The sequence below is a fragment of the Streptomyces fuscigenes genome (genome assembly GCF_021556455.1).
GTDB classification, from domain to species: Bacteria; Actinomycetota; Actinomycetes; order Streptomycetales; family Streptomycetaceae; genus Streptomyces; species Streptomyces fuscigenes.
Genome location: NZ_JAKGCV010000067.1, coordinates 1 through 19262 on the forward strand (window position 1 = coordinate 1; position 19262 = coordinate 19262).

Genomic DNA, 19262 nt, shown 5'->3' on the forward strand with positions numbered 1-19262 from the left:
CGGGCGCCGGTCCGGCCAGCGCGCCGCGTCCCAGCCGTGGCCGAGCAGGATGCGGTCGGCGGGGCGGCTCGCCGCGTGGGCCCGGATCCGCGCCAGGGCGTCGGCGAGGTCGCGGGCGCCGGACAGGTCGAGGCCGGTCAGCGCCAGGCCGGTGGCGGTGGTGTGCACGTGCGCGTCCGTGAACGCGGGCGTGACGAGCGCGCCGTCGAGGTCCACGACCTCGTCCACGTTCGCGGCGAAGGAGTCGGCCGCACCCTCGGAGCCGACCCAGGCGACGTGCCCGCGTTCCACCACCATCGCGGTGGCGAAGGGGTCGGCGGGACTGTGGACCTCGCCGCGGCGCAGCAGCACGGTGCGGGATCCGCTCTCGGGGGCGGTGCTGGGGTTCATGCGTACCAGTCTCGCCCCCCGCCGCCCGCGCTCAGACCCGGGGCGGCCGCGACTCGTAGGGGGTGGACAGCACGACGGTGGTCCGGGTGGAGACGCCCGCGAGCGTGCGGATCCGGGCGAGCAGGTCCTCCAGCTCCACCGGGGCGGAGACCCGCACCTTGAGGATGTAGTTCTCGTCGCCCGCGACGCTGTGGCACGCCTCGATCTCGTCGATGCCGGAAAGGCGCTCGGCGATGTCGTCCGGGGCGCTCGGGTCGAACGGCTTGACCGAGATGAACGCGGTCAGCGGCAGGCCCACCGCCTCCGGGTCGACGACGGCCGCGTACCCGCGGATCACGCCGCGCTGTTCGAGCCGGCGGACCCGCTGATGCACGGCCGACGTGGACAGGCCCGTGGCCTTGCCCAGGTCGGTGTAGCTCATCCGGCCGTCCTTGACGAGCAACTCCACGATCCGACGATCCAGCTCCTCCATGCGGATCAACCTATTCCCCCAGGTCGCTCCTGGCACAGCCGGACGGGAAGTGCAATGATCCACAGGCTTCCCCTGTGACGAAGACCACAGGTGCGTCGAGGGCTCGTTCGAGGCCTCGCGGTTACCTGGCGCGCGCGGCGGGAAATGCTTGCTGTGGTCGAGACCACACGAACCTGGTCGGCCCACCCGAGGGGGAATGACTCCACATGCAGAGCCTCAAGCGCACCGGCACGTCCGCTTCCGCGCAGTTCGATCTCGACGTCCCGGCCCACGAGGACGGCGAGTTCGACGACACCTTCGAGATGTACCGGGTCATCTGCCCCGCGTGCACCCAGCCGATCGCGCTCCTGGCGGACGAGGACACCCTCCCGGAGCACGCGCTGTGCCCCACCCGCTGGAACCCGTTCGTGCTGTCCGTCTGCTCCGGCACGGGCACCGCGGCCGCCGACGCCCGCCCCGCGGACACGGCCGGCGCCCACGAGCAGGACGCGGGGCTGCTGCTGACGCTCCCCCAGGGACTCGACTGGCGCACCCAGCCCTTCTCCCACGTCGGCGGGCCGGGCTCGCGTCCTGTCGCGGCGAGGCACCGTACGGCCGCCTGACGCGGGGCCGGGAGACCGACGCGGGGCGCGCCGCGAGCACGCGCCCCACTCCGGCATCCGGCATCCGGCATCCGGCATCCGGCATCCGGCATCCGGCATCCGGCATCCGGCGATCATGGGGCGGGCCTCAGGGGCCCGCCGGCGCCCGTTCGCGGCTTCCGTGGGACGGGAATGCGCACGAGGGCTGACAGGCCCTCACAGGCGCCCCTGACGCCTGAGGCTCATGGGGCGTGAGAGACGCACACGCCTCCGTGCCCGCCGCCCGCGGCGCGGGCAGGGCGGATCCGGCGCCTAAGGGACCTGCGGTGGCTCCGGAGCCTGCGGGGCATCCGCGTCCTCCGGGGCCTGCGGGTCATCCGCGCCCTCCGGCGCCTGCGGGTCATCCGCGCTCTCCGGGGCGAGCGGGGCGGCCGTCGCGTAGGGGGCGTCGGGGTCCTGCCGCGTGTCCTGACGGCCCGTGAACGGGCGCCAGTCGGGGTCGGGCGGCGGGGACGGGCACTCCGGGGCGAACTCCTCGATCGTGTCCAGCGTGTGCCGCAGCATCCGCACGAGCAGGTCGCGCGGGATCTCCAGCACGAGCTCCTGGTGGCCGAGCCATTCGAGGGTGAGCCACTCCACGCTGCTCAGCCAGCCGAGCAGGGCCAGCCGGGCGATCGGAGGCATGTCCTGGTGGCCGTAGGCACCCTGCGCGAGGGTGAGGACGAGCCCCTCCCGTACGGCGTCGCGAATGGCCTGCACCTGGGTGTCGAACCCCACACCGCCGTTGATGATCGTGCGGTAGGCCGACTCGTTCTCCTGCGCGAAGCGGAGGTACGCCTCGACCGTGCGCTGCACCCGGACGGTGCGCGGCAGTCCGGGGTCGCTGGCGGCGAGGGTCACGAGTTCGTGCACCGAGTCCTCGACGATGGCGAGGTAGTAGCCGCGCTTGTTCTTGAAGTAGTAGTAGATCAAGCCCTTGGCGACGCCCGCGTGGCTCGCGATGTCGTCCATCGACAGGGCGTCGTACGACGTCTTCGCGAACAACTTCCGGCCGGTCGCGATGAGTTCGCTCCGCCGCAGCTGCGATCGTTCCGAAGCGCCGCTCTGGCGGCCACCGTTCACCCTCGCGCCCTGCCCTCCGGCTGTCACGGAACGGCAGTATGTCAGAGGTCCCGGTCCCCGCACGCCCACGGGGGTTACCGTGGGACACCGCAGGTCGCACGGGACGCGGACCGGGCGCCGCGGACCGGCCGCGGCACCCCGCGGTCGCGTCCCCCGGGCCGCCGGGGCCCGCGGGACGCGACCGGACGCGACCGGACGCGTCAGAGCAGACCGAACGACTTCAGCGCCCGCTCCTGCGCCTTCGTCGGACGCGGCGGCCAGTAGACGTACACCACGCCGCCCGAGCCGGAGGAGACCCCTCCGGTGGCGTTGTAGCGCTTGGTGCGCAGCCAGATGGTCTCGAACTCGGCCCGCTTGTAGACGTTGCGGACGGCCGCGTCGTCCTGCGAGGCGGGGTCGTTCGCGACCACGTCGCCGTCCGCGGTGAAGCCCGCGATGGCCATCAGGTGGCCGGAGGTCCCGTAGCCCGCGCCGGTCAGCTCGGAGGCGAGGAACGACTGCGAGGTGATGACCGGGATGCCCGCGGCGACGAGCGTCTCGATGTCGGTGAGCGAACCGAGCCTGGTGACGGCCGCGTTCATGCCGCGGCTCGCCGCGTAGGCCGCGTTGAAGGGCCAGTTGCCGCAGCCCTCGTACTGGTAGTCGTACGTGCAGCGGGCCGCGTGGTCGACCTGCGGGTCGGCGTACGAGGGGTCGACCCAGGCCGTTTCGGCGCGCGTCGGGCCGTGCCCCCAGTAGTCGAGGACCATCGAGGAGGAGGTGGGGCTGCACCAGGCCTCGCCGCCGTTGTCGTACTGGGGGTACTGGCCCTTGTGGATGTCCTGCGAGTAGGCGGGCACGCGCAGTTCGCGGGCCGTGCCGGGCTTGGACGCGGGGACGGTGAAGCGGGCCGGGACCGCGGAGGCCATGGCCCCGAGGCGGCGCACGAGGGGCGTCAGCCGCGAGCCGGGGGAGCGGTAGAGCGTCAGGCGCAGCTGGTACGAGGGGACGCGCAGGGTGCCGGCCTCGTCGTCCAGCGCGAAGGTGTCCGTGGAGATGGAGGAGCGGCCGTCGGCCTGCCCGTCCAGCGAGGTGCGCCGGATGTCCGTGTCCCCGTCGCCGGCCGTCCAGCGGCCCATCACGTACCAGGGGGTGAGCGTGCCGTCCGAGTAGCGGCCCTGGAGCTCGACCTGAAGCCAGGTGCCCGCCGGGGTGTCGGCGTTCCAGTGGGCGACGATCTCCGTGGCGGGGACCGAGGAGTGGTGGACCGGGCCGGTCCAGGTGGCGTACTCCCACGTGGCGGTGGTGCCGGTGTGCGGGTCCTGGTAGTCGGTGCGGCCCACGGCCTTGTCGATGACGAGCCCGGCGACGGGTCCCGGCACGCTCCGCACACCGTGGCCGGTGCCCGCCCGCCAGTCCTGGTGGCCGGCCCAGAACGCGTTGTCCACGAGGGACCCGGTGGCGCGGCCCGGGCGGGAGCCGGCGGCCTTCGCGGCGGGGGCGGCGAGGGCGGGAGCGGCGGACGCGGCACCGGTGCCCGCCGCGGCTGCCACCGCGACCGCGGCGGTGAGGACGGTTCTGCGCGAACTGTGCATGGTCATACGACTCCTGTCAGGAGTTGGTACGGGAACAGCGGGTGTCGAATGGTCGAGCGGCACTGCTCGCCGCCCACTATTGCGCCTCCAACCGGCCGCGTGCCACACATCGGCGCCGACTCGCCCGTACCTTTATTGGTCTCGACCAGTGGCGCCGCCTGCGACGACGCCCGCGCGCGGCCGCCGGGCGACGCCTCGCACGTACGCTGTCGGGATGGACGATCTGCCCGCCGTCGCGGCCCTGCTGGCCGCCGCGCCGCCCTCCTGCGGGCCCGTGCGGCTGGTGGCCGTGGACGGTCACGCGGGCTCCGGGAAGAGCACCTTCGCGGGCCGGCTCGCCGCGGCGCTCGGCGGGGCCCCGGTACTGCGGCTGGACGACGTCGCCACGCACGAGGAGCTGTTCGCGTGGCTGCCGCGCCTGCGCACCGAGGTGCTGGAGCCGCTCAGCCGCGGCCTGCCGGCGCTCTACGCCCCCTACGACTGGACGCTGCGCCGGTTCGGTGCGCCGCGCACGCTGGCGCCCGCGCCGGTCGTCGTCGTCGAAGGCGTGGGGGCGGGGCGGGCGGGGCTGCGCCCGCACCTGGCCGCGCTGCTGTGGATGGAGCGGGACGCGCGGGGCTCCTGGGAACGCGGCCGGCGGCGGGACGGGCCGGCCCTGGCCGGCTTCTGGGACGGCTGGACCCGCGCCGAGAGCGATCATTTCGCCGCCGACCCCTCCCGCCCCTTCGCCGACGCCCTGGTGCGGGAGAAATCCGAGGGAAACGAGGGATACGAGGTGACGCCGGTGGGCGCCGGGACGCCGCTTTCCGCCCCTCAGGGGCCGCATCCGCCGCCCCGACGTCACGCGCCGTGATCGCCGGTCGCCGGTGCGCGACGCCCGCGGCGCGGGTCCGGCCGGCGGCCCGACCCGGCTTGACCGGGAGCCACCGCTGGTCTTACGTTCTGAATGTGCGGCTTTTACTCGGCCGCCCGAGACGCGAAGCCCCCGGTCGTTCCCCCGTGACCGGGGGCTTCGTTCTGCCCCGCCCCGGCTCCGGGCCCCTCCCGCACGCTCCACCACCCCCCGTTTTACTCACGCTGAGTGAGCGTCCGCCGGTCTCCCCGTGACCGCCGCCGACCCGGGTAGGCCCCCCACCTGCACGGGTACGATGCACTGCGGTGCGGTCAATTTCCGTCCGCCAAGAGGTGGTTCGGCAGCGGCCGACGGGCAACCGCCCGCCGGGACACCACGGGGCACGGTGTGTGTGGGGGACGTGGATGGACATCGGCTCGCTCGGCACGGCGGCCCCGGCCGACCTCGCATGGGTGCGCGCCGTCGACGCGTACACGATGGGCGCGTACCAGCAGGCCGAGGAGGAGTTCCGGACGGCTGTGGCGCTGGATCCGGGGATGGCCGACGGCTGGCTCGGACTGCACGCCCTGCGCGTCGACACCTCCACCGCGCTGCTGCGCATGTACGCGGGCCGCGACCGCTTCGGCGAGCAGCGCGCCCGGCACGGCCGCACCCTCAACTCCTGGTACTGGCTGGGCTGGTGGGTCCAGCCGATCCTGGAGACCGGACGCGATCTGCTGCTCGCCCACGCCTCGCACTGGCTGGACGGCCGCCGCGTCCCCGAACTCGACCACGCGCTCGCCGGACTGCCGCCCGCCGACACCGACGCGCAGGTCCGCTTCCTGCACGCCTGCCGCGCCTACCTCGTCAAGGACTGGGAACTGCTGGCGCGCTGCACGGACTCCCTGCTCGACGACCCGCAACTGGGCACCGAGGCGGGCCTGTTCGGTGGCATGGCACGCATCAGGCTGGAGATGTACGGACAGGCGGAGCCGCTGCTCGCCACGGCCCTGATGCGGTGCAGGAGCGAGCAGCCGCAGCGCAAGGAGCTGCGGTACTGGCTGGCGCGCGCCCACGAGGGCACGGGCCGCACCGCGGCGGCCCTGCCGCTGTACCGGGCCGTGCACCGGCTCGACCCGTCGTTCATGGACACCGCCGCACGGCTCGCGGCCATCGCCGACGCGGACGGCTACGAGGGCCCGGACCCGGCCTACGCGGACCCGTTCGACCTCGCCGACCCGGCCGGCGCGATACCGGTCGCGCTCGCCGGAGCCGGCGCGGACGCGCTGTCCGACGTCCAGGCGGAGCCCGACCCCGCCTACCCTGCGGATCCCCGCTTCGGCGGCCCGGTGCCCGGCGCGGCCGCTCCCGCGGGGCCCGTGCTCTTCCCCGACGAGATACGCGAGCGGACCGACCCGCCGCCGCGGCAGTCACCGGGCCCGGTCTTCCCCGATTCCCCGACGGACTCCGCACTGCTCGCCGAGGCCCTGGCCGAACTGGAGCGGATGGTCGGCCTCGAACCCGTCAAGCGCCAGGTCAGGGCGCTGTCGGCGCAGTTGAACATGGCACGGCTGCGGGCCGGTGAGGGGCTACCCGTCCAGCCGCCGAAGCGGCACTTCGTCTTCCTGGGCCCCTCGGGCACCGGGAAGACCACCGTGGCCCGGATACTCGGGCGGGTCTTCTACGCACTGGGGCTGCTCGGCGGCGACCACCTGGTGGAGGCGCAACGCGCCGACCTGGTGGGCGAGTTCCTCGGCCAGACTGCCGTCAAGGCGAACGAGCTGATCGACTCGGCCATCGGCGGTGTCCTCTTCGTCGACGAGGCGTACAGCCTGTCCAACGCCGGGTACAGCAAGGGCGACGCCTACGGCGAGGAGGCCCTGCAGGTGCTGCTGAAGCGGGCCGAGGACAACCGGGACAACCTGGTCGTGATCCTCGCGGGCTACCCGGAGGGCATGGAGCGGCTGTTCGAGGCGAACCCGGGGCTTTCCTCGCGCTTCACGACGCGGGTCGACTTCCCGAGCTACCGGCCGCTGGAACTGACGGCCATCGGGCAGGTCCTGGCGGCCGAGGGCGGCGACGTCTGGGACGAGGAGGCCCTCGACGAGCTGCGCTCCATCAGCCTGCACGTGGTCGACCAGGGCTGGATCGACGAGCTGGGCAACGGCCGCTTCCTGCGGACCCTTTACGAGAAGAGCTGCGCGTACCGCGACCTGCGCCTCGCGGGCTACCCCGGCACGCCGGGCCGCGACGACCTCGCGACGCTGCGGCTCCCCGACCTGATGCAGGCCTACGGCGAGGCCCTGTCGGGCCGGGGCCGCGCCCGGCCCCAGGACGAACAGTCCGGCTGAGGGGGCGGGCGCCCCTGCGGAGGGGCGGGCGCGGGCCCGCACGCGCGGGGCGGCCGGGCATCCACGGGCCGGGAGACCCGGTGGCCGGCCCCGCGCGAGGCGGGGCCGGCCGCCGTCGTCACGGGCGGGGGCTCAGCGCCAGGTCCGTGCCGGCGTCCGACGGGGCGTCCTGCGGCGGGAGGGCCGGGGCCGCGTCCCGGTGGGACGGGTCGCGCACCTCGCCCACGAGCGTCTCCAGCACGTCCTCCAGCGCGACGAGGCCGACGATCCGGCCCGACGCGTCGGCGACCTGCGCGAGGTGCGTGGCCGCCCGGCGCATCACGGTGAGCGCGTCGTCCAGCGGGAGTTCCGCGCGCAGCGTGGTCATGTGCCGCCACAGGTGCTGCGGCACGGCGCGCTCGCGCGCCTCCAGGTCGAGGACGTCCTTGACGTGCAGGTAGCCCATGAACGCGCCGCCCGCCGCGCAGACCGGGAAGCGCGAGTAGCCGGTGCGCACGGTCAGCTCCTCGATCTCCCGGGGTGTGACGGACGTGCTGACCGTGATCAGGCCCGCGCGGGTGAGCAGCACGTCCGTGACGGGCCTGCTGCCGAGTTCGAGGGCGTCCTCCAGCTGCTCCTGCGCCTCCGGTTCGAGGAGGCCCGCCTGCCCGGAGTCCTCCACCAGGCGGCCGAGCTGGACGCTGGTGTAGACGGCGTCGATCTCGTCCTTGGGCTCGACGCGGAAGAGCCGCAGCACGAACCGCGCGCACGCGCCCAGCGCGACCGTGACCGGGCGGCAGGGGCGGGCGAACGCGACGAGCCAGGGGCTCAGGTAGAGGGCGGCCTTGTCCGGCGCCGCCATGGCGAGGTTCTTCGGGACCATCTCACCGATCACGAGGTGCAGGAAGGACACCAGCACCAGGGCGATCGCGTAGCCGACCGGATGCACGAACCCGTCGGGCAGGTGGGCCGCGGCGAAGGCCGGTTCGAGGAGGTGGGCCACGGTCGGCTCGGCGACCGCGCCGAGCGTCAGCGAGCAGACGGTGACGCCGAACTGCGCGGCGGCCATCATCTGCGGCAGGTTCTCCAGCCCGTACAGGGTCCGGCGGGCGCGGGCCGAGCCCTGGCGCGCGTACGGCTCGATCTGGCTGCGGCGGACCGACACGAGGGAGAACTCGGCGGCCACGAAGAAGCCGTTCGCCAGGACCAGGAGAAGGGCGCAGATCAGCTGGAGGACGGTCATCGCCTGCCTCCCGCACTCGCGCCGGCGCCGGCCTTCGCGGGCGAGCCGCTGGAGCGCCTGCCGCCGGGGGTGGACGCCGCGCCGGGACGCGCCGCCGCGCGGGGCGCGCCGTCGCCCCCGGAGTGGGCGGAGCCCTCGGCGGGCCGGTCGTCGCGGGAGCCGTCCGGTATCGGCGGGGCCCCGGTGCGGACGATCCGCACGCGCTCCGCGCGGTAGCGGTCCACCTGGCGCACCACGAGGCGCCAGCCGGGCAGTTCCACGCGGTCCCCGGGGACGGGGATGCGGCCCAGCAGGTCGGCGACCAGGCCGGCCAGCGTCTCGTAGGGGCCCTCGGGCGCCTCCAGGCCGATGCGGCGCAGGGTGAAGACCCGGGTGCTGCCGTCCACCTCCCAGGCGGGGCGGGTGTCCTCGGCCGCCACCTGGACGATCTCGGGGCGGGCGTCTCCCTCGTCGTCGTGCTCGTCGCGGACCTCGCCGACGAGTTCCTCGACGATGTCCTCGATCGTGACGACACCGGCGGTGCCGCCGTACTCGTCGACGACGACGGCTATCGGCTGCTCCGTGCGCAGCCGGGCGAGGAGCTGCCGCGCGGGCAGCGTCTCGGGGACCAGCAGCGCGGGTATGGCGATGCGGGAGACGGGCGTGTGCAGCCGCCGGTGGTCGGGCACGGCGAGCGCGTCCTTCAGGTGGACCATGCCGGCGATCTCGTCGATGCGCTCCCGGTAGACGGGGAAGCGCGAGAGGCCGGTGGCCCGCGTCAGATTGACGACGTCGGCCGCGGTCGCGTGCGTCTGGAGCGCGCTGACCTTCACGCGCGGGGTCATCACGTGCTGCGCGGTCAGCCCGCCGAGGGCGACCGTGCGCACGAACAGGTCCGCCGTGTCCTGCTCCAGCGTTCCCGCCCGCGCCGAGTGGCGGGCGAGGGAGACCAGCTCGCCGGGGGTGCGCGCGGAGGCCAGCTCGTCGGCCGGCTCGACGCCCAGCGTGCGCACGATGCGGTTGGCGACCGTCGTGAGGACGGCGATCACGGGCCTGAACAGCAGCGTGAAGCGGTGCTGCGGGCCGGCCACGAACCGGGCGACCTGGAGGGGCTTGGAGACCGCCCAGTTCTTGGGGACGAGTTCCCCGATGACCATCTGGGCGCCGGAGGCGATGAGCATGCCGAGCACGACGGCGATCGCGTCGACCGCCCCGCCGGGCAGGCCGGTCGCGGACAGCGGCGGGCCGAGCAGGTCGTCGAGGGCGGGCTCGGCGAGCATGCCGACGACGAGCGAGGTGACGGTGATGCCGAGCTGGGTGCCGGAGAGCTGGAAGGACAGCTCGCGCACGGCCTTGACGACGACCGAGGCGCGCCGGTCGCCGGCCGCGGCGGCGCGCTCGGCGTCCGCCCGCTCCACCGTGACGAGGCCGAACTCGGCGGCCACGAAGAAGCCGTTGGCGAGGATCAGGACGAGTGCCGCGGCGAGCAGCAGCAGGGGGACGATCATGCCGCCGCCTCCCGGGAGGGGGCGGCGCAGGTACTACCGGACGTTCCGTCCATTGCTGGAGGGAGTCACTCCTTGATTCGGAAGGATGCCCCGCGGGCCGGATCCGGCCGCGGAGTGCGGGGCGGGGCGCTCCTGGCGCCCCGCATCACAGGGTAGTCAAGAGGCGGCCGTGGAGGGCATGCCCGGGCGGGTGCCGCCGCCGGCCGTTCAGAACGGGCCGCCGGACTCCGTTCCGGTGCCGTGCGCGTCGACGAGGGCGCGCAGCGCCAGGGCGTCCCTGATGGCGCTCTGCCGTGCGATACCGGGCTGGATGCCCATCACGGGCAGGCTCGTGCCGTCGCTGAGGTCGAGGAAGACCCAGGGGTCCCCCTGCCGCAGATTGACCCTCAGGACCTCGGCCCAGGCCAGGCGCCTGACGTGTGTGAGGTTCACCACCGTCAGGGTGTCGGCCTCGGCGACGACCTTGGGCCGGCTCAGTACGGCGAGCACCGCGAGGAAGACCGCCGCGAGCACGACGAAGCTCATCTGCTCCCAGGGCGCGGCGCTGTCGAGCAGCAGCGCGACCACCGTGATGACCACGAACATGACGATGCCGACGCTCAGCGCCACGATCCGCGTCACGTGCGGGCGGAACGTCACCGGCAGGGCCGGGGCCTGCGGCCCGGCGGGTGCGGTGGGCATGCTGTCGCGGTCTTCCTCGGGGGGCGTGGTCGGCGGCATCGCTCGCTCGTTCCTCGGTGCGGTGGACTGCGGTCCCGGGCGCGGGACCTGCCTGCGGGCCCGCCCGCGGGTCGCGCGCCACGGGCCCTCGCGGGACCGTACCGCACGGGGGCCCGGGGCAGGGCCGTGGCACGACGGCGGCCCGCGACGGTGTCCGGGCCCTGGCGTCAGAGCCGGCAGGCGTGGATGGCGGTGGTGAGGATGGCGCGGGCGCCGAGGGCGTAGAGGTCGTCCATGATCCGCTGCGCGTCGACGGTGGGGACCATCGCGCGGACGGCGACCCAGCCCTCGTTGTGCAGCGGCGAGACCGTCGGGGACTCCAGGCCGGGCGTGAGGGCGACCGCGCGCTCCAGGTGCTCGGCGCGGCAGTCGTAGTCCATCATCACGTACGTGCGGGCCACCAGGACGCCCTGCAGGCGGCGCAGGAACTGGTCGACCTTCGGGTCCTCCCCGGCGCCGGTGCGGCGCACGACGACGGCCTCGGAGGTCATGATCGGCTCGCCGACGACCTCGAGGCCCGCGTTGCGCATCGAGGTGCCGGTCTCCACCACGTCGGCGATGACCTGGGCGACGCCGAGCTGGATGGCGGTCTCGACGGCGCCGTCGAGGTGCACGACGGACGCGTTGATACCGCTGTCCGCGAGGTGCTTGGCGACGATGCCCTCGTACGACGTGGCGATGGTCATCCCGCCGAAGTCCTCGAGGCCGTTCGCGGTGCCGGGCTTCGTGGCGTAGCGGAAGGTGGAGCGGGCGAAGCCGAGCGGCAGGATCGCCTCCGCGTCGGCGCCGGAGTCGACCAGCAGGTCCCGGCCGGTGATGCCGATGTCGAGGCGGCCGGAGCTCACGTAGATGGCGATGTCGCGGGGGCGCAGGTAGAAGAACTCGACGTCGTTGGCCGGGTCGACCAGGACGAGTTCCTTGGACTCCTTGCGCTGCCGGTAGCCCGCCTCATGGAGCATCGCCGACGCAGGCCCGGACAGTGAACCCTTGTTGGGGACGGCGATGCGCAGCATGTCAGACGCTTCCTTCGGTGCGGGGACTGGTGGGGCGCTGTCGGGGTGGTGCGGTGGTGGTGCCGGACGGTGCCCGGCGGGGGCAGGGCCCTGTCCGGTGGCGGCGCGGGGCGGTGCCCGGCGGGTGGTGCGGGGAGGGCCCGGCGGGGACGGCGCGGTGTGGTGCCGCCGACGGGGGCGCGGCGGCGCGGTGTGCCGGCGCGCGTGCGGGCCTGCCGGGCGTCCGCGCGCCCCCCGAGGTGTCGTGGGGGCGCGCGGGACGGACCGGCTCAGAGATGCGCGTACACGTCGTCGAGGGCGATGCCGCGCGCGACCATCATGACCTGCACGTGGTAGAGGAGCTGCGAGATCTCCTCGGCGGCGGCCTCCTTGCCCTCGTGCTCGGCGGCCATCCACACCTCGGCGGCCTCCTCGACGACCTTCTTGCCGATGGCATGGACGCCCTTGCCCACCAGCTCGGCGGTGCGCGAGGTGGCGGGGTCGCCGTGGGCTGCCTTGTGCTGGAGCTCGGTGAAGAGCTCCTCGAACGTCTTCTTGGACATGGTGCGGCTCACTCTATCGGGACGCGCCCGACGCCTGCCGCCAGGGTTCCGCGACGGTCCGCAGGATCGTCGCCGTGGCGACCGCGGCGGTGACCGCCTCGTGGCCCTTGTCCTCCGTGGAGCCCTCCAGGCCCGCACGGTCCAGCGCCTGCTGCTCGGTGTCGCACGTCAGCACGCCGAAGCCGACGGGGACGCCGGTGTCCACGGAGACCTGGGTGAGGCCCTGCGTGACGCCCTGGCACACATAATCGAAGTGCGGGGTGCCGCCCCTGATGACGACGCCGAGCGCCACGACCGCGTCGTAGCCGCGCTCGGCGACGGCCTTGGCGACGACGGGCAGCTCGAAGCTGCCGGGGACCCTGAGCAGGGTCGGCTCCTCGATGCCCAGCTCGTGCAGGGCGCGCACCGCGCCGTCGACGAGGCCGTCCATCACTTTCTCGTGCCAGCTGGCCGCGATCACGGCGACCCGCAGGTCCCCACAGTTCTTGACGGTCAGTTCGGGCGCGCCCTTGCCGCTCACTTCTCTCCCTGGGTGTTCTCGGTCTCGATGGTTGTGCGGAACATGTGGTGCCTCATGACGCTCCGGGCCGGGCCGGCGCCCGCCGCGAGGACGGCCCCGCCCGGGGCGCCGGAACGTGCGTGTACCGGTGTCTCCGGGTCGCCGCCGGTGCGGTGTTCCGCCGCGGCCGGCGGCCGGCGCGACCACCAGGGCCGCGCCGGCCCACCGCTCGCGGCCCGGCTCACCGGTGGTGCCTGCCCTACTGGTTGCCGCAGGCCGACGCCGGAATGGGCGCGTCGAGCCAGGGCAGGTCGTGGCCCATGCGGTCCCGCTTGGTGCGCAGGTAGCGCAGGTTGTGCTCCCCCGCCTTCACGGGCATCGGCTCGCGGCCGGTGACGACCAGGCCGTGGCTGCTGAGCGCGTCGGTCTTGTCGGGGTTGTTGGTCATGAGCCGGAGGCTGTGCACGCCGAGGTCCTGGAGGATCTGGGCGCCCGCCGCGTAGTCGCGGGCGTCGGCCGGCAGGCCCAGCTCCAGATTGGCGTCGAGCGTGTCGAGTCCGCGCTCCTGCAGCTCGTACGCCCGCAGTTTGGACAGCAGGCCGATGCCGCGCCCCTCGTGGCCGCGGAGGTAGACCACGACGCCGCGGCCCTCCTCGACGATGCGCTCCATCGAGGCGTGCAGCTGGGGGCCGCAGTCGCAGCGCTGGGAGGCGAAGACGTCGCCGGTGAGGCACTCGGAGTGGACGCGCACCAGGACGTTCTCGCCGTCGCCGAGGTCGCCGTGGACGAGCGCGACGTGCTCGACGCCGTCGGCGGCGGAGCGGTAGCCGAAGGCGGTGAACTGCCCGAACGCGGTGGGCAGTCGCACCTCGGCGGCGCGGTGCACGACGGGCTCCGCGCGCCGCCGGTAGGCGATCAGGTCCTCGATGGAGATGATCGTCAGCCCGTGCTTGCGGGCGAACGGGATGAGCTGCGGCAGCCGCAGCATCGCCCCGTCCTCGCCGGCGATCTCCACGATGGCGCCGGCGGGCCGGAGCCCGGCGAGGCGCGCGAGGTCCACGGCGGCCTCGGTGTGGCCGTTGCGCACGAGGACGCCGCCGGAGCGGGCGCGCAGCGGGAAGACGTGCCCGGGCCTGACGAAGTCGGCGGGCTCGGCCCGGCCGCTCGCGAGCAGGGCCAGCGTGGTGGCGCGGTCGGCGGCGGAGATGCCCGTGGAGACGCCGTGGGTCTTCGACGCGTCCACGGACACGGTGAACGCCGTCCGCATGGACTCGGTGTTCTGCCCCACCATCTGCGGGAGTTCGAGCCGGTCGAGCTCGGCGCCCTCCATCGGCGCGCAGATCAGGCCCCGGCACTCGGACATCATGAAGGCGACGATCTCCGGGGTGGCCTTCTCGGCGGCGACGACGAGGTCGCCCTCGTTCTCGCGGTCCTCGTCGTCCACGACGACGACCGGGCGGCCCGCGGCGATGTCCGCGACGGCCTGCTCGACCGGGTCGAGGGTGAAGTCCTCGGCGTTGTCGGTGGTGTACCAGGTGGGTGCGGTCGGTGCAGTCATGCTGTCGCGCCTCCAAGCGCCAGGGAACCGGGACGGCGCGAGCGCAGCCACCAGTCGCGCATCCCCCACAGGACGAGGGCCAGATAGATCACGTAGACGAAGCCGGAGAACGCGAGGCCGCTGCTGAAGGCCAGCGGCACCCCGACGACGTCGACCAGGAGCCAGGCGAACCAGAACTCGACGAGGCCGCGCGCCTGCGCGACCATCGCCGCCAGCGTGCCGACGAAGATGTACGCGTCCTGCCAGGGGCTCCAGGACAGGCTCGGGAAAGCGGTGAAGAGGCCGCCGAGCGCGGCCGTGCCGAGGGCCGTGCCCGCGACGAGCAGGCCCCGCTCGCGCCAGGTAGCGAAGCGCACGGCGACCGCGCCGCCGTCGGCCGCCCGGTCCCGGCCGCCGCGGGTCTGCCACTGCCGCCAGCCCCACAGGGCGACGACGACGACGATCAGCTGCTTGCCGATCCCGCCGCTGAGGTGCGCCGAGAAGTAGGCGGCGACCAGGATCACGCCGGAGAGGAACTGCGCGGGCCACGTCCACACCGAACGCCGCCAGCCGAGGGCGAGCGCGAGCAGCCCGATCGTGTTGCCGATCATGTCGGACCACAGGATGTGCTGGCCGAAGGCGGTGAACGCCTCGCCGTTCAGCCAGGAGAGCGCGCTCACAGCGCGGTCTCCCGCGACAGGAGCGCCCCGGCGCCCGCCTGCCCCGCCTGCCCGCCGAGCAGCCGCTCGACGTACTTGGCCAGCACGTCGACCTCCAGGTTGACCGGGTCGCCCGGGCCCTTCGAGCCGAGCGTGGTCAGCGCGAGCGTGGTGGGGATGAGGCTGATGGTGAAGTGGTCGGGGGCCGCGTCCACGACGGTGAGGCTGACGCCGTCCACCGTGATCGAGCCCTTCTCCACGACGTAGCGGCCGAGGCCGTCGGGCAGCTGGATCTTCACGATCTCCCAGTGCTCGGACGGCGTCCGCTCGACGATCGTGCCCGTGCCGTCCACGTGGCCCTGCACGATGTGGCCGCCGAGCCGGCCGCCGACGGCGACGGTGCGCTCCAGGTTGACCGGGGAGCCGGCGGCCAGCGCCCCGAGGCTCGACCGCTTCAGGGTCTCCGCCATGACGTCGGCGGTGAACCAGTCGTCGCCGTGGTCGACGACGGTGAGGCACACCCCGTTGACCGCGATGGAGGCACCGTGCTTCGCGTCCTCCGTGACCACGGGCCCGCGCAGCGTGAAGCGGCAGGAGTCACCGAGGTCCTCGACTGCGGTGACCTCACCCAGCTCTTCGACGATTCCGGTGAACACTCAGTGCTCCTTCTGTGCGGTGGCCGCCGCTTCGGCGGCCGTGAGCGGTACGGCGGTGATCCGCAGGTCCGTGCCCACGCGTTCCCACTGCGTCGTCCGCAGTCGCAACGCGTCGGCGAGGGTGGAGATTCCGGCGTCGGCGAGGGCCGCGGGGCCCGATCCGAGCAGGACGGGGGCGAGGTATCCGACGACGCGGTCGACGGCGCCGGCGGCGGCGAAGGAGCCCGCGAGCGCGGGTCCCCCTTCGAGGAGGACGGAGCGCACGTCCCGCGCGAACAGCGCGTCGAGGAGGGCCTCCACGGAGAGCCCGTGTTCGGCCCGGGGCAGCCGCACGACTTCGGCGTCCGGCGCCGCCGCCTCGATCGCACGCGTGTCGGCGTCCTCGGCGACGGCGACGAGGGTGGGCGCGGCGCCGTCGAGGATCCGCGCGCCGGGGCGCAGGGCGGTGGCGGAGGTGTCGACCGCGACGCGCAGGGGCTGGACCGCGTCCGGGATTCCGCGCACCGCGAGGTGCGGGTCGTCGGCGCGCAGGGTCCCGGAGCCGACGACGACGGCGTCGGCCTCGGCGCGCAGCCGGTGCACGTCCGCCCGGGACTCGGCCGAGGTGATCCACCGGCTGCTGCCGTCCTTGGCGGCGACCCGGCCGTCGAGCGAGGCCGCGTACTTCCAGGTGACGTGCGGGCGGCCGCGGCGCACGGAGGTCAGCCACGCGGCGTTGACCTGCTCGGCCTCCTCGGCGAGCAGCCCCTGCTCGGCGGGGACGCCGGCGGCCCGGAGCGTGGCCCCTCCCCCGGTGGCCTGCGGGTTGGGGTCGCCGACGGCGTAGTGGACGCGGGCGATCCCGGCCTCGATGAGCGCCTGCGCGCAGGGTCCCGTGCGCCCGGTGTGGTTGCAGGGTTCGAGAGTGACGTAGGCGGTGCCGCCGCGCGCCCGCTCGCCCGCGGCGCGCAGTGCGTGCACCTCGGCGTGGGGGCCGCCGGCCCGCTGGTGGTAGCCCTCGCCGACCTGCCGGCCGTCGGCGTCGAGGACGACGCAGCCGACGACGGGGTTGGGGCTGGTGCGGCCGAGGCCGCGGGCGGCCAGCTCCACGGCTCGCCGCATGGCGTCCGTGCCGGCCTGTTCCGTCACCGGTCCCACCGGGTCCTCCTGCCTCTCGGGCACGGACTCCGGGGCCTGTCGGTGACGACAGAGAAACGGACGCCTGCAACGGGAACGCCCGGCACGCACGACGTCCACGAGGAACGTGCACGTCCGCGAGGGCGCGCCCACGAGGGCCCGCCGCGCACTGCCTCCCATCCGGACTTTAACCGTCGGTCCAGGAATTTCACCTGGTCAACCGGCCGCTGGAGGCGGACGGGTCGCGGACTGTAACCGCCGGTTCGGACTTTCACCGACCCCGGAGTGCGCTGCTTCTTGTACGCGACCAGTGTGCCACGGCGCCCCGTCACCTGGACGGGTGAACCTTGTGCCCTGGCTCACAGTGCGTACGGCGGCACGGTGGGTCACGCCCGTGGCCGCCGGGCCGGGCCCGGGCGCGCCGCGCCGGCCGCGCCGCCGTCGCCCTCCCGTCGGGAAGGGAAATCCGGACATCCTGAAAGCCGGAAAGCCGGAAAGCCGGAAAGAGCTGAAGAGATGCCGCCGGGGATGTCGAGAACCGGGAACCGGCTCCGTCTCCCTGTCGGACGCGGCCAGAATGGCCGCACGAGCGAGGAGGGACCACGATGGCCAAGTACCTGCTGCTGAAGCACTACCGGGGCGCCCCGGCCGCGGTCAACGACGTGCCGATGGAGCACTGGACTCCGCAGGAGATCTCGGCGCACCTGCGGTACATGCGGGACTTCGCGGACCGGCTGGAGAAGTCCGGCGAGTACGTGGACGGGCAGGCGCTCGCGCCGGAGGGCACGTGGGTGCGCTACGGCGGCGAGGGCCGTCCCCCCGTCACCGACGGCCCGTTCGCGGAGACGAAGGACCTCATCGCCGGCTGGATGGTGATCGACGTGGACAGCCACGACCGCGCCGTCGAGCTCGCCGGGGAGCTGTCGGCCGCCCCGGGGGCGGGCGGCGAGCCGATCCACGAGTGGCTCGAACTCCGCCCGTTCCTGACCGAGCCGCCCACCGTCACGGAGTGCCCGCACTGATGGACGAGGTCCTGCTGCGGAGCCTCACGCCGGGCGTGCTCGCCGTCCTCGTGCGCCGCGGGGCGGACTTCACGGCCGCCGAGGACGCCGTGCAGGACGCGCTGGTGGAGGCGCTGCGCGCCCGCCGGAGCGCCCCTTCCCCCGGCTCCTCGCCGGGCCCGGGAGAAGGGGAGCCCGTCAGGGACCTGAAGGGCTGGCTGGTCACCGTCGCCTGGCGCAAGTTCCTCGACGCGACCCGCTCGGACGCCGCGCGGCGCCGGCGGGAGGCGCTCGTGGAGGAGGAGCCGGCGCCCGGCCCGGTGGGCGCCGGAGACGACACGCTCCGGTTGTACTTCCTGTGCGCGCACCCGTCGCTCACGCCGTCGTCGGCGGTCGCGCTCACGCTGCGCGCCGTCGGCGGGCTGACCACGCGCCAGATCGCCCGGGCCTACCTGGTGCCCGAGGCGACGATGGCGCAGCGCATCAGCCGGGCCAAGCGCACCGTCTCCGGCGTGCGCCTGGACCGGCCCGGCGACGTGGCCACCGTGCTGCGCGTGCTGTACCTCGTCTTCAACGAGGGCTACTCGGGAGACGTCGACCTGGCGGCCGAGGCCATCCGGCTCACCCGGCAGGTCGCCGCCCTGGTCGACCACCCGGAGGCGGCCGGCCTGCTCACGCTCATGCTGCTGCACCACGCCCGGCGCGCCGCGCGGACCGCGCCCGACGGGAGTCTCGTGCCGCTCGCCGAGCAGGACCGCGGCCGGTGGGACACGCGGCTGATCGCCGAGGGGGTCGACCTCCTCCAGGCCGCCCTCGCCCGCGACCGGCTGGGCGAGTTCCAGGCCCAGGCGGCGGTCGCGGCCCTCCACGCCGACGCGCCGAGCGCGGGCGAGACCGACTGGGTGCAGATCGTCGAGTGGTACGACGAGCTCGCGCGCCTGACCGACAGCCCGGTCGTCCGGCTCAACCGCGCGGTCGCCGTGGGCGAGGCCGACGGGCCGCGCGCCGGCCTCGCGGCGCTGGCCGAGCTGGACGCCTCGCTCCCCCGCCACACCGCCGTGGCGGCCCATCTGCACGAGCGCGACGGCGACCGGGCCACGGCGGCGCGGCTGTACGCGGAGGCGGCACGGAAGGCGCCCAACCTCGCCGAACGCGACCACCTGACCCGGCAGGCGGCCCGCCTCAACAACACACGTGAGGACGGGTGACAGGAGCGTGGGGTCCCGCGTCCGACGGCAGCGGCAGGCGCCCGACGGGTCACCCGGGTGACGGCCGGCCACTCACAGCTCCGGGCTCGCGGCTTACGGCTCACGGCCTGCGGGGCACGACTCGCGGTTCGCGGGACACGGCTTGCGGCTCACGGGGCACGGCTTGCGGTTCGCGGGGTCCGCGGCTCACAGCTCACAGGGCCGCCGCTCACGGTGCGGCCGGCGCACCGCTCCGCGCCCTCGCGGGCCGGGGGCCGGCCGGCGGGACGCGCTCGGCGCT

19 protein-coding genes and 1 riboswitch are annotated in these 19262 nt (G+C 74.2%); of the genes, 5 read left to right on the forward strand and 14 right to left on the reverse strand.

Features of this window, described 5'->3' with window-relative positions; all coding sequences use genetic code 11:
• The coding region (locus L1885_RS09170) for an amidohydrolase family protein (RefSeq protein WP_235796522.1) at positions 1–390 on the reverse strand (390 nt) is incomplete at its 3' end.
• Positions 391–421: 31 nt separating this feature from the next.
• The gene (locus tag L1885_RS09175; protein WP_235796523.1) at positions 422–862 is read right to left on the reverse strand and encodes an Lrp/AsnC family transcriptional regulator; all 441 of its coding nucleotides are present in this window, start codon (positions 860–862) and stop codon (positions 422–424) included.
• 206 nt (positions 863–1068) lie between these two features.
• On the opposite strand from L1885_RS09175, the gene L1885_RS09180 reads away from it, so the two are divergent.
• On the forward strand, positions 1069–1464 hold the full coding sequence (locus L1885_RS09180) for a hypothetical protein (protein WP_235796524.1): 396 nt from the start codon (positions 1069–1071) through the stop codon (positions 1462–1464).
• A 291-nt stretch (positions 1465–1755) separates the two neighbouring features.
• Here L1885_RS09180 and L1885_RS09185 read toward each other — a convergent pair whose 3' ends face one another.
• Together L1885_RS09185 and L1885_RS09190 are read right to left on the reverse strand one after the other, a co-directional pair.
• Entirely contained in the window at positions 1756–2592 is an 837-nt protein-coding gene (locus tag L1885_RS09185; RefSeq protein WP_308117295.1) for a TetR/AcrR family transcriptional regulator, read from the reverse strand.
• Positions 2593–2765: 173 nt separating this feature from the next.
• A complete protein-coding gene (locus L1885_RS09190) occupies positions 2766–4145 on the reverse strand; it encodes a C39 family peptidase (RefSeq protein WP_235796525.1) in 1380 nt (459 codons plus the stop codon).
• 208 nt (positions 4146–4353) lie between these two features.
• On the opposite strand from L1885_RS09190, the gene L1885_RS09195 reads away from it, so the two are divergent.
• Both L1885_RS09195 and L1885_RS09200 read left to right on the forward strand, forming a co-directional pair.
• A complete protein-coding gene (locus tag L1885_RS09195) occupies positions 4354–4992 on the forward strand; it encodes a nucleoside/nucleotide kinase family protein (protein ID WP_235796526.1) in 639 nt (212 codons plus the stop codon).
• A gap of 404 nt (positions 4993–5396) precedes the next feature.
• Positions 5397–7322 (forward strand): AAA family ATPase, encoded by a 1926-nt coding sequence (locus L1885_RS09200; protein WP_235796527.1) that lies wholly within the window; start codon positions 5397–5399, stop codon positions 7320–7322.
• Between the two features lie 118 nt (positions 7323–7440).
• On the opposite strand, the gene L1885_RS09205 is transcribed toward L1885_RS09200, so the two are convergent.
• From L1885_RS09205 to ribD, 10 genes are all read right to left on the reverse strand, one after another.
• Entirely contained in the window at positions 7441–8544 is a 1104-nt protein-coding gene (locus L1885_RS09205) for a hemolysin family protein (protein WP_235796528.1), read from the reverse strand.
• Positions 8541–10031: a hemolysin family protein gene (locus L1885_RS09210; protein WP_235796529.1), complete on the reverse strand. Its 1491-nt coding sequence runs from the start codon at positions 10029–10031 to the stop codon at positions 8541–8543. Before L1885_RS09210 ends, L1885_RS09205 begins: the two co-directional genes overlap by 4 nt.
• Positions 10032–10238: 207 nt before the next feature.
• Positions 10239–10712 (reverse strand): PH domain-containing protein, encoded by a 474-nt coding sequence (locus tag L1885_RS09215; RefSeq protein ID WP_235796530.1) that lies wholly within the window; start codon positions 10710–10712, stop codon positions 10239–10241.
• A 206-nt stretch (positions 10713–10918) separates the two neighbouring features.
• Positions 10919–11764, reverse strand: a complete 846-nt coding sequence (gene hisG / locus L1885_RS09220) for an ATP phosphoribosyltransferase (protein ID WP_235796531.1) — start codon at positions 11762–11764, stop codon at positions 10919–10921.
• Positions 11765–12033: 269 nt separating this feature from the next.
• Complete coding sequence (locus L1885_RS09225; protein WP_235796532.1) at positions 12034–12306, reverse strand: phosphoribosyl-ATP diphosphatase; 273 nt, start codon at positions 12304–12306, stop codon at positions 12034–12036.
• Between the two features lie 13 nt (positions 12307–12319).
• Positions 12320–12826, reverse strand: coding sequence for a 6,7-dimethyl-8-ribityllumazine synthase (gene ribH / locus L1885_RS09230; RefSeq protein ID WP_235796533.1), 507 nt, complete (start codon positions 12824–12826; stop codon positions 12320–12322).
• A gap of 238 nt (positions 12827–13064) precedes the next feature.
• Positions 13065–14363: a bifunctional 3,4-dihydroxy-2-butanone-4-phosphate synthase/GTP cyclohydrolase II gene (locus L1885_RS09235; RefSeq protein ID WP_235796534.1), complete on the reverse strand. Its 1299-nt coding sequence runs from the start codon at positions 14361–14363 to the stop codon at positions 13065–13067.
• Positions 14360–15022 (reverse strand): nicotinamide mononucleotide transporter family protein, encoded by a 663-nt coding sequence (locus L1885_RS09240; protein WP_235796535.1) that lies wholly within the window; start codon positions 15020–15022, stop codon positions 14360–14362. Before L1885_RS09240 ends, L1885_RS09235 begins: the two co-directional genes overlap by 4 nt.
• Complete coding sequence (locus tag L1885_RS09245) at positions 15019–15657, reverse strand: riboflavin synthase (RefSeq protein WP_235796536.1); 639 nt, start codon at positions 15655–15657, stop codon at positions 15019–15021. The genes L1885_RS09240 and L1885_RS09245 overlap by 4 nt, the downstream gene beginning before the upstream one ends.
• Positions 15658–16758, reverse strand: a complete 1101-nt coding sequence (gene ribD / locus L1885_RS09250; protein WP_235796538.1) for a bifunctional diaminohydroxyphosphoribosylaminopyrimidine deaminase/5-amino-6-(5-phosphoribosylamino)uracil reductase RibD — start codon at positions 16756–16758, stop codon at positions 15658–15660. It abuts the gene before it with no gap.
• A 177-nt stretch (positions 16759–16935) separates the two neighbouring features.
• A riboswitch (FMN riboswitch) is annotated at positions 16936–17066 on the reverse strand.
• A 312-nt stretch (positions 17067–17378) separates the two neighbouring features.
• On the opposite strand from ribD, the gene L1885_RS09255 reads away from it, so the two are divergent.
• Positions 17379–17795, forward strand: a complete 417-nt coding sequence (locus tag L1885_RS09255) for a YciI family protein (RefSeq protein ID WP_235796537.1) — start codon at positions 17379–17381, stop codon at positions 17793–17795.
• Complete coding sequence (locus L1885_RS09260) at positions 17795–18982, forward strand: RNA polymerase sigma factor (protein ID WP_235796539.1); 1188 nt, start codon at positions 17795–17797, stop codon at positions 18980–18982. Before L1885_RS09255 ends, L1885_RS09260 begins: the two co-directional genes overlap by 1 nt.
• Positions 18983–19262 lie beyond the last annotated feature (280 nt).

Bases quoted from the DNA above. Each gene is read 5' to 3' on its own strand.
- L1885_RS09235 (WP_235796534.1), bottom strand. From the start codon at position 14,363: ATGACTGCACCGACCGCACCCACCTGGTACACCACCGACAACGCCGAG.
- L1885_RS09205 (WP_235796528.1), bottom strand. From the start codon at position 8,544: ATGACCGTCCTCCAGCTGATCTGCGCCCTTCTCCTGGTCCTGGCGAAC.
- hisG (WP_235796531.1), bottom strand. From the start codon at position 11,764: ATGCTGCGCATCGCCGTCCCCAACAAGGGTTCACTGTCCGGGCCTGCG.
- L1885_RS09200 (WP_235796527.1), top strand. From the start codon at position 5,397: ATGGACATCGGCTCGCTCGGCACGGCGGCCCCGGCCGACCTCGCATGG.
- L1885_RS09175 (WP_235796523.1), bottom strand. From the start codon at position 862: ATGGAGGAGCTGGATCGTCGGATCGTGGAGTTGCTCGTCAAGGACGGC.
- L1885_RS09260 (WP_235796539.1), top strand. From the start codon at position 17,795: ATGGACGAGGTCCTGCTGCGGAGCCTCACGCCGGGCGTGCTCGCCGTC.
- L1885_RS09215 (WP_235796530.1), bottom strand. From the start codon at position 10,712: ATGCCCACCGCACCCGCCGGGCCGCAGGCCCCGGCCCTGCCGGTGACG.
- L1885_RS09255 (WP_235796537.1), top strand. From the start codon at position 17,379: ATGGCCAAGTACCTGCTGCTGAAGCACTACCGGGGCGCCCCGGCCGCG.
- L1885_RS09195 (WP_235796526.1), top strand. From the start codon at position 4,354: ATGGACGATCTGCCCGCCGTCGCGGCCCTGCTGGCCGCCGCGCCGCCC.
- L1885_RS09190 (WP_235796525.1), bottom strand. From the start codon at position 4,145: ATGACCATGCACAGTTCGCGCAGAACCGTCCTCACCGCCGCGGTCGCG.
- ribD (WP_235796538.1), bottom strand. From the start codon at position 16,758: ATGCGGCGAGCCGTGGAGCTGGCCGCCCGCGGCCTCGGCCGCACCAGC.
- L1885_RS09180 (WP_235796524.1), top strand. From the start codon at position 1,069: ATGCAGAGCCTCAAGCGCACCGGCACGTCCGCTTCCGCGCAGTTCGAT.
- L1885_RS09210 (WP_235796529.1), bottom strand. From the start codon at position 10,031: ATGATCGTCCCCCTGCTGCTGCTCGCCGCGGCACTCGTCCTGATCCTC.
- L1885_RS09225 (WP_235796532.1), bottom strand. From the start codon at position 12,306: ATGTCCAAGAAGACGTTCGAGGAGCTCTTCACCGAGCTCCAGCACAAG.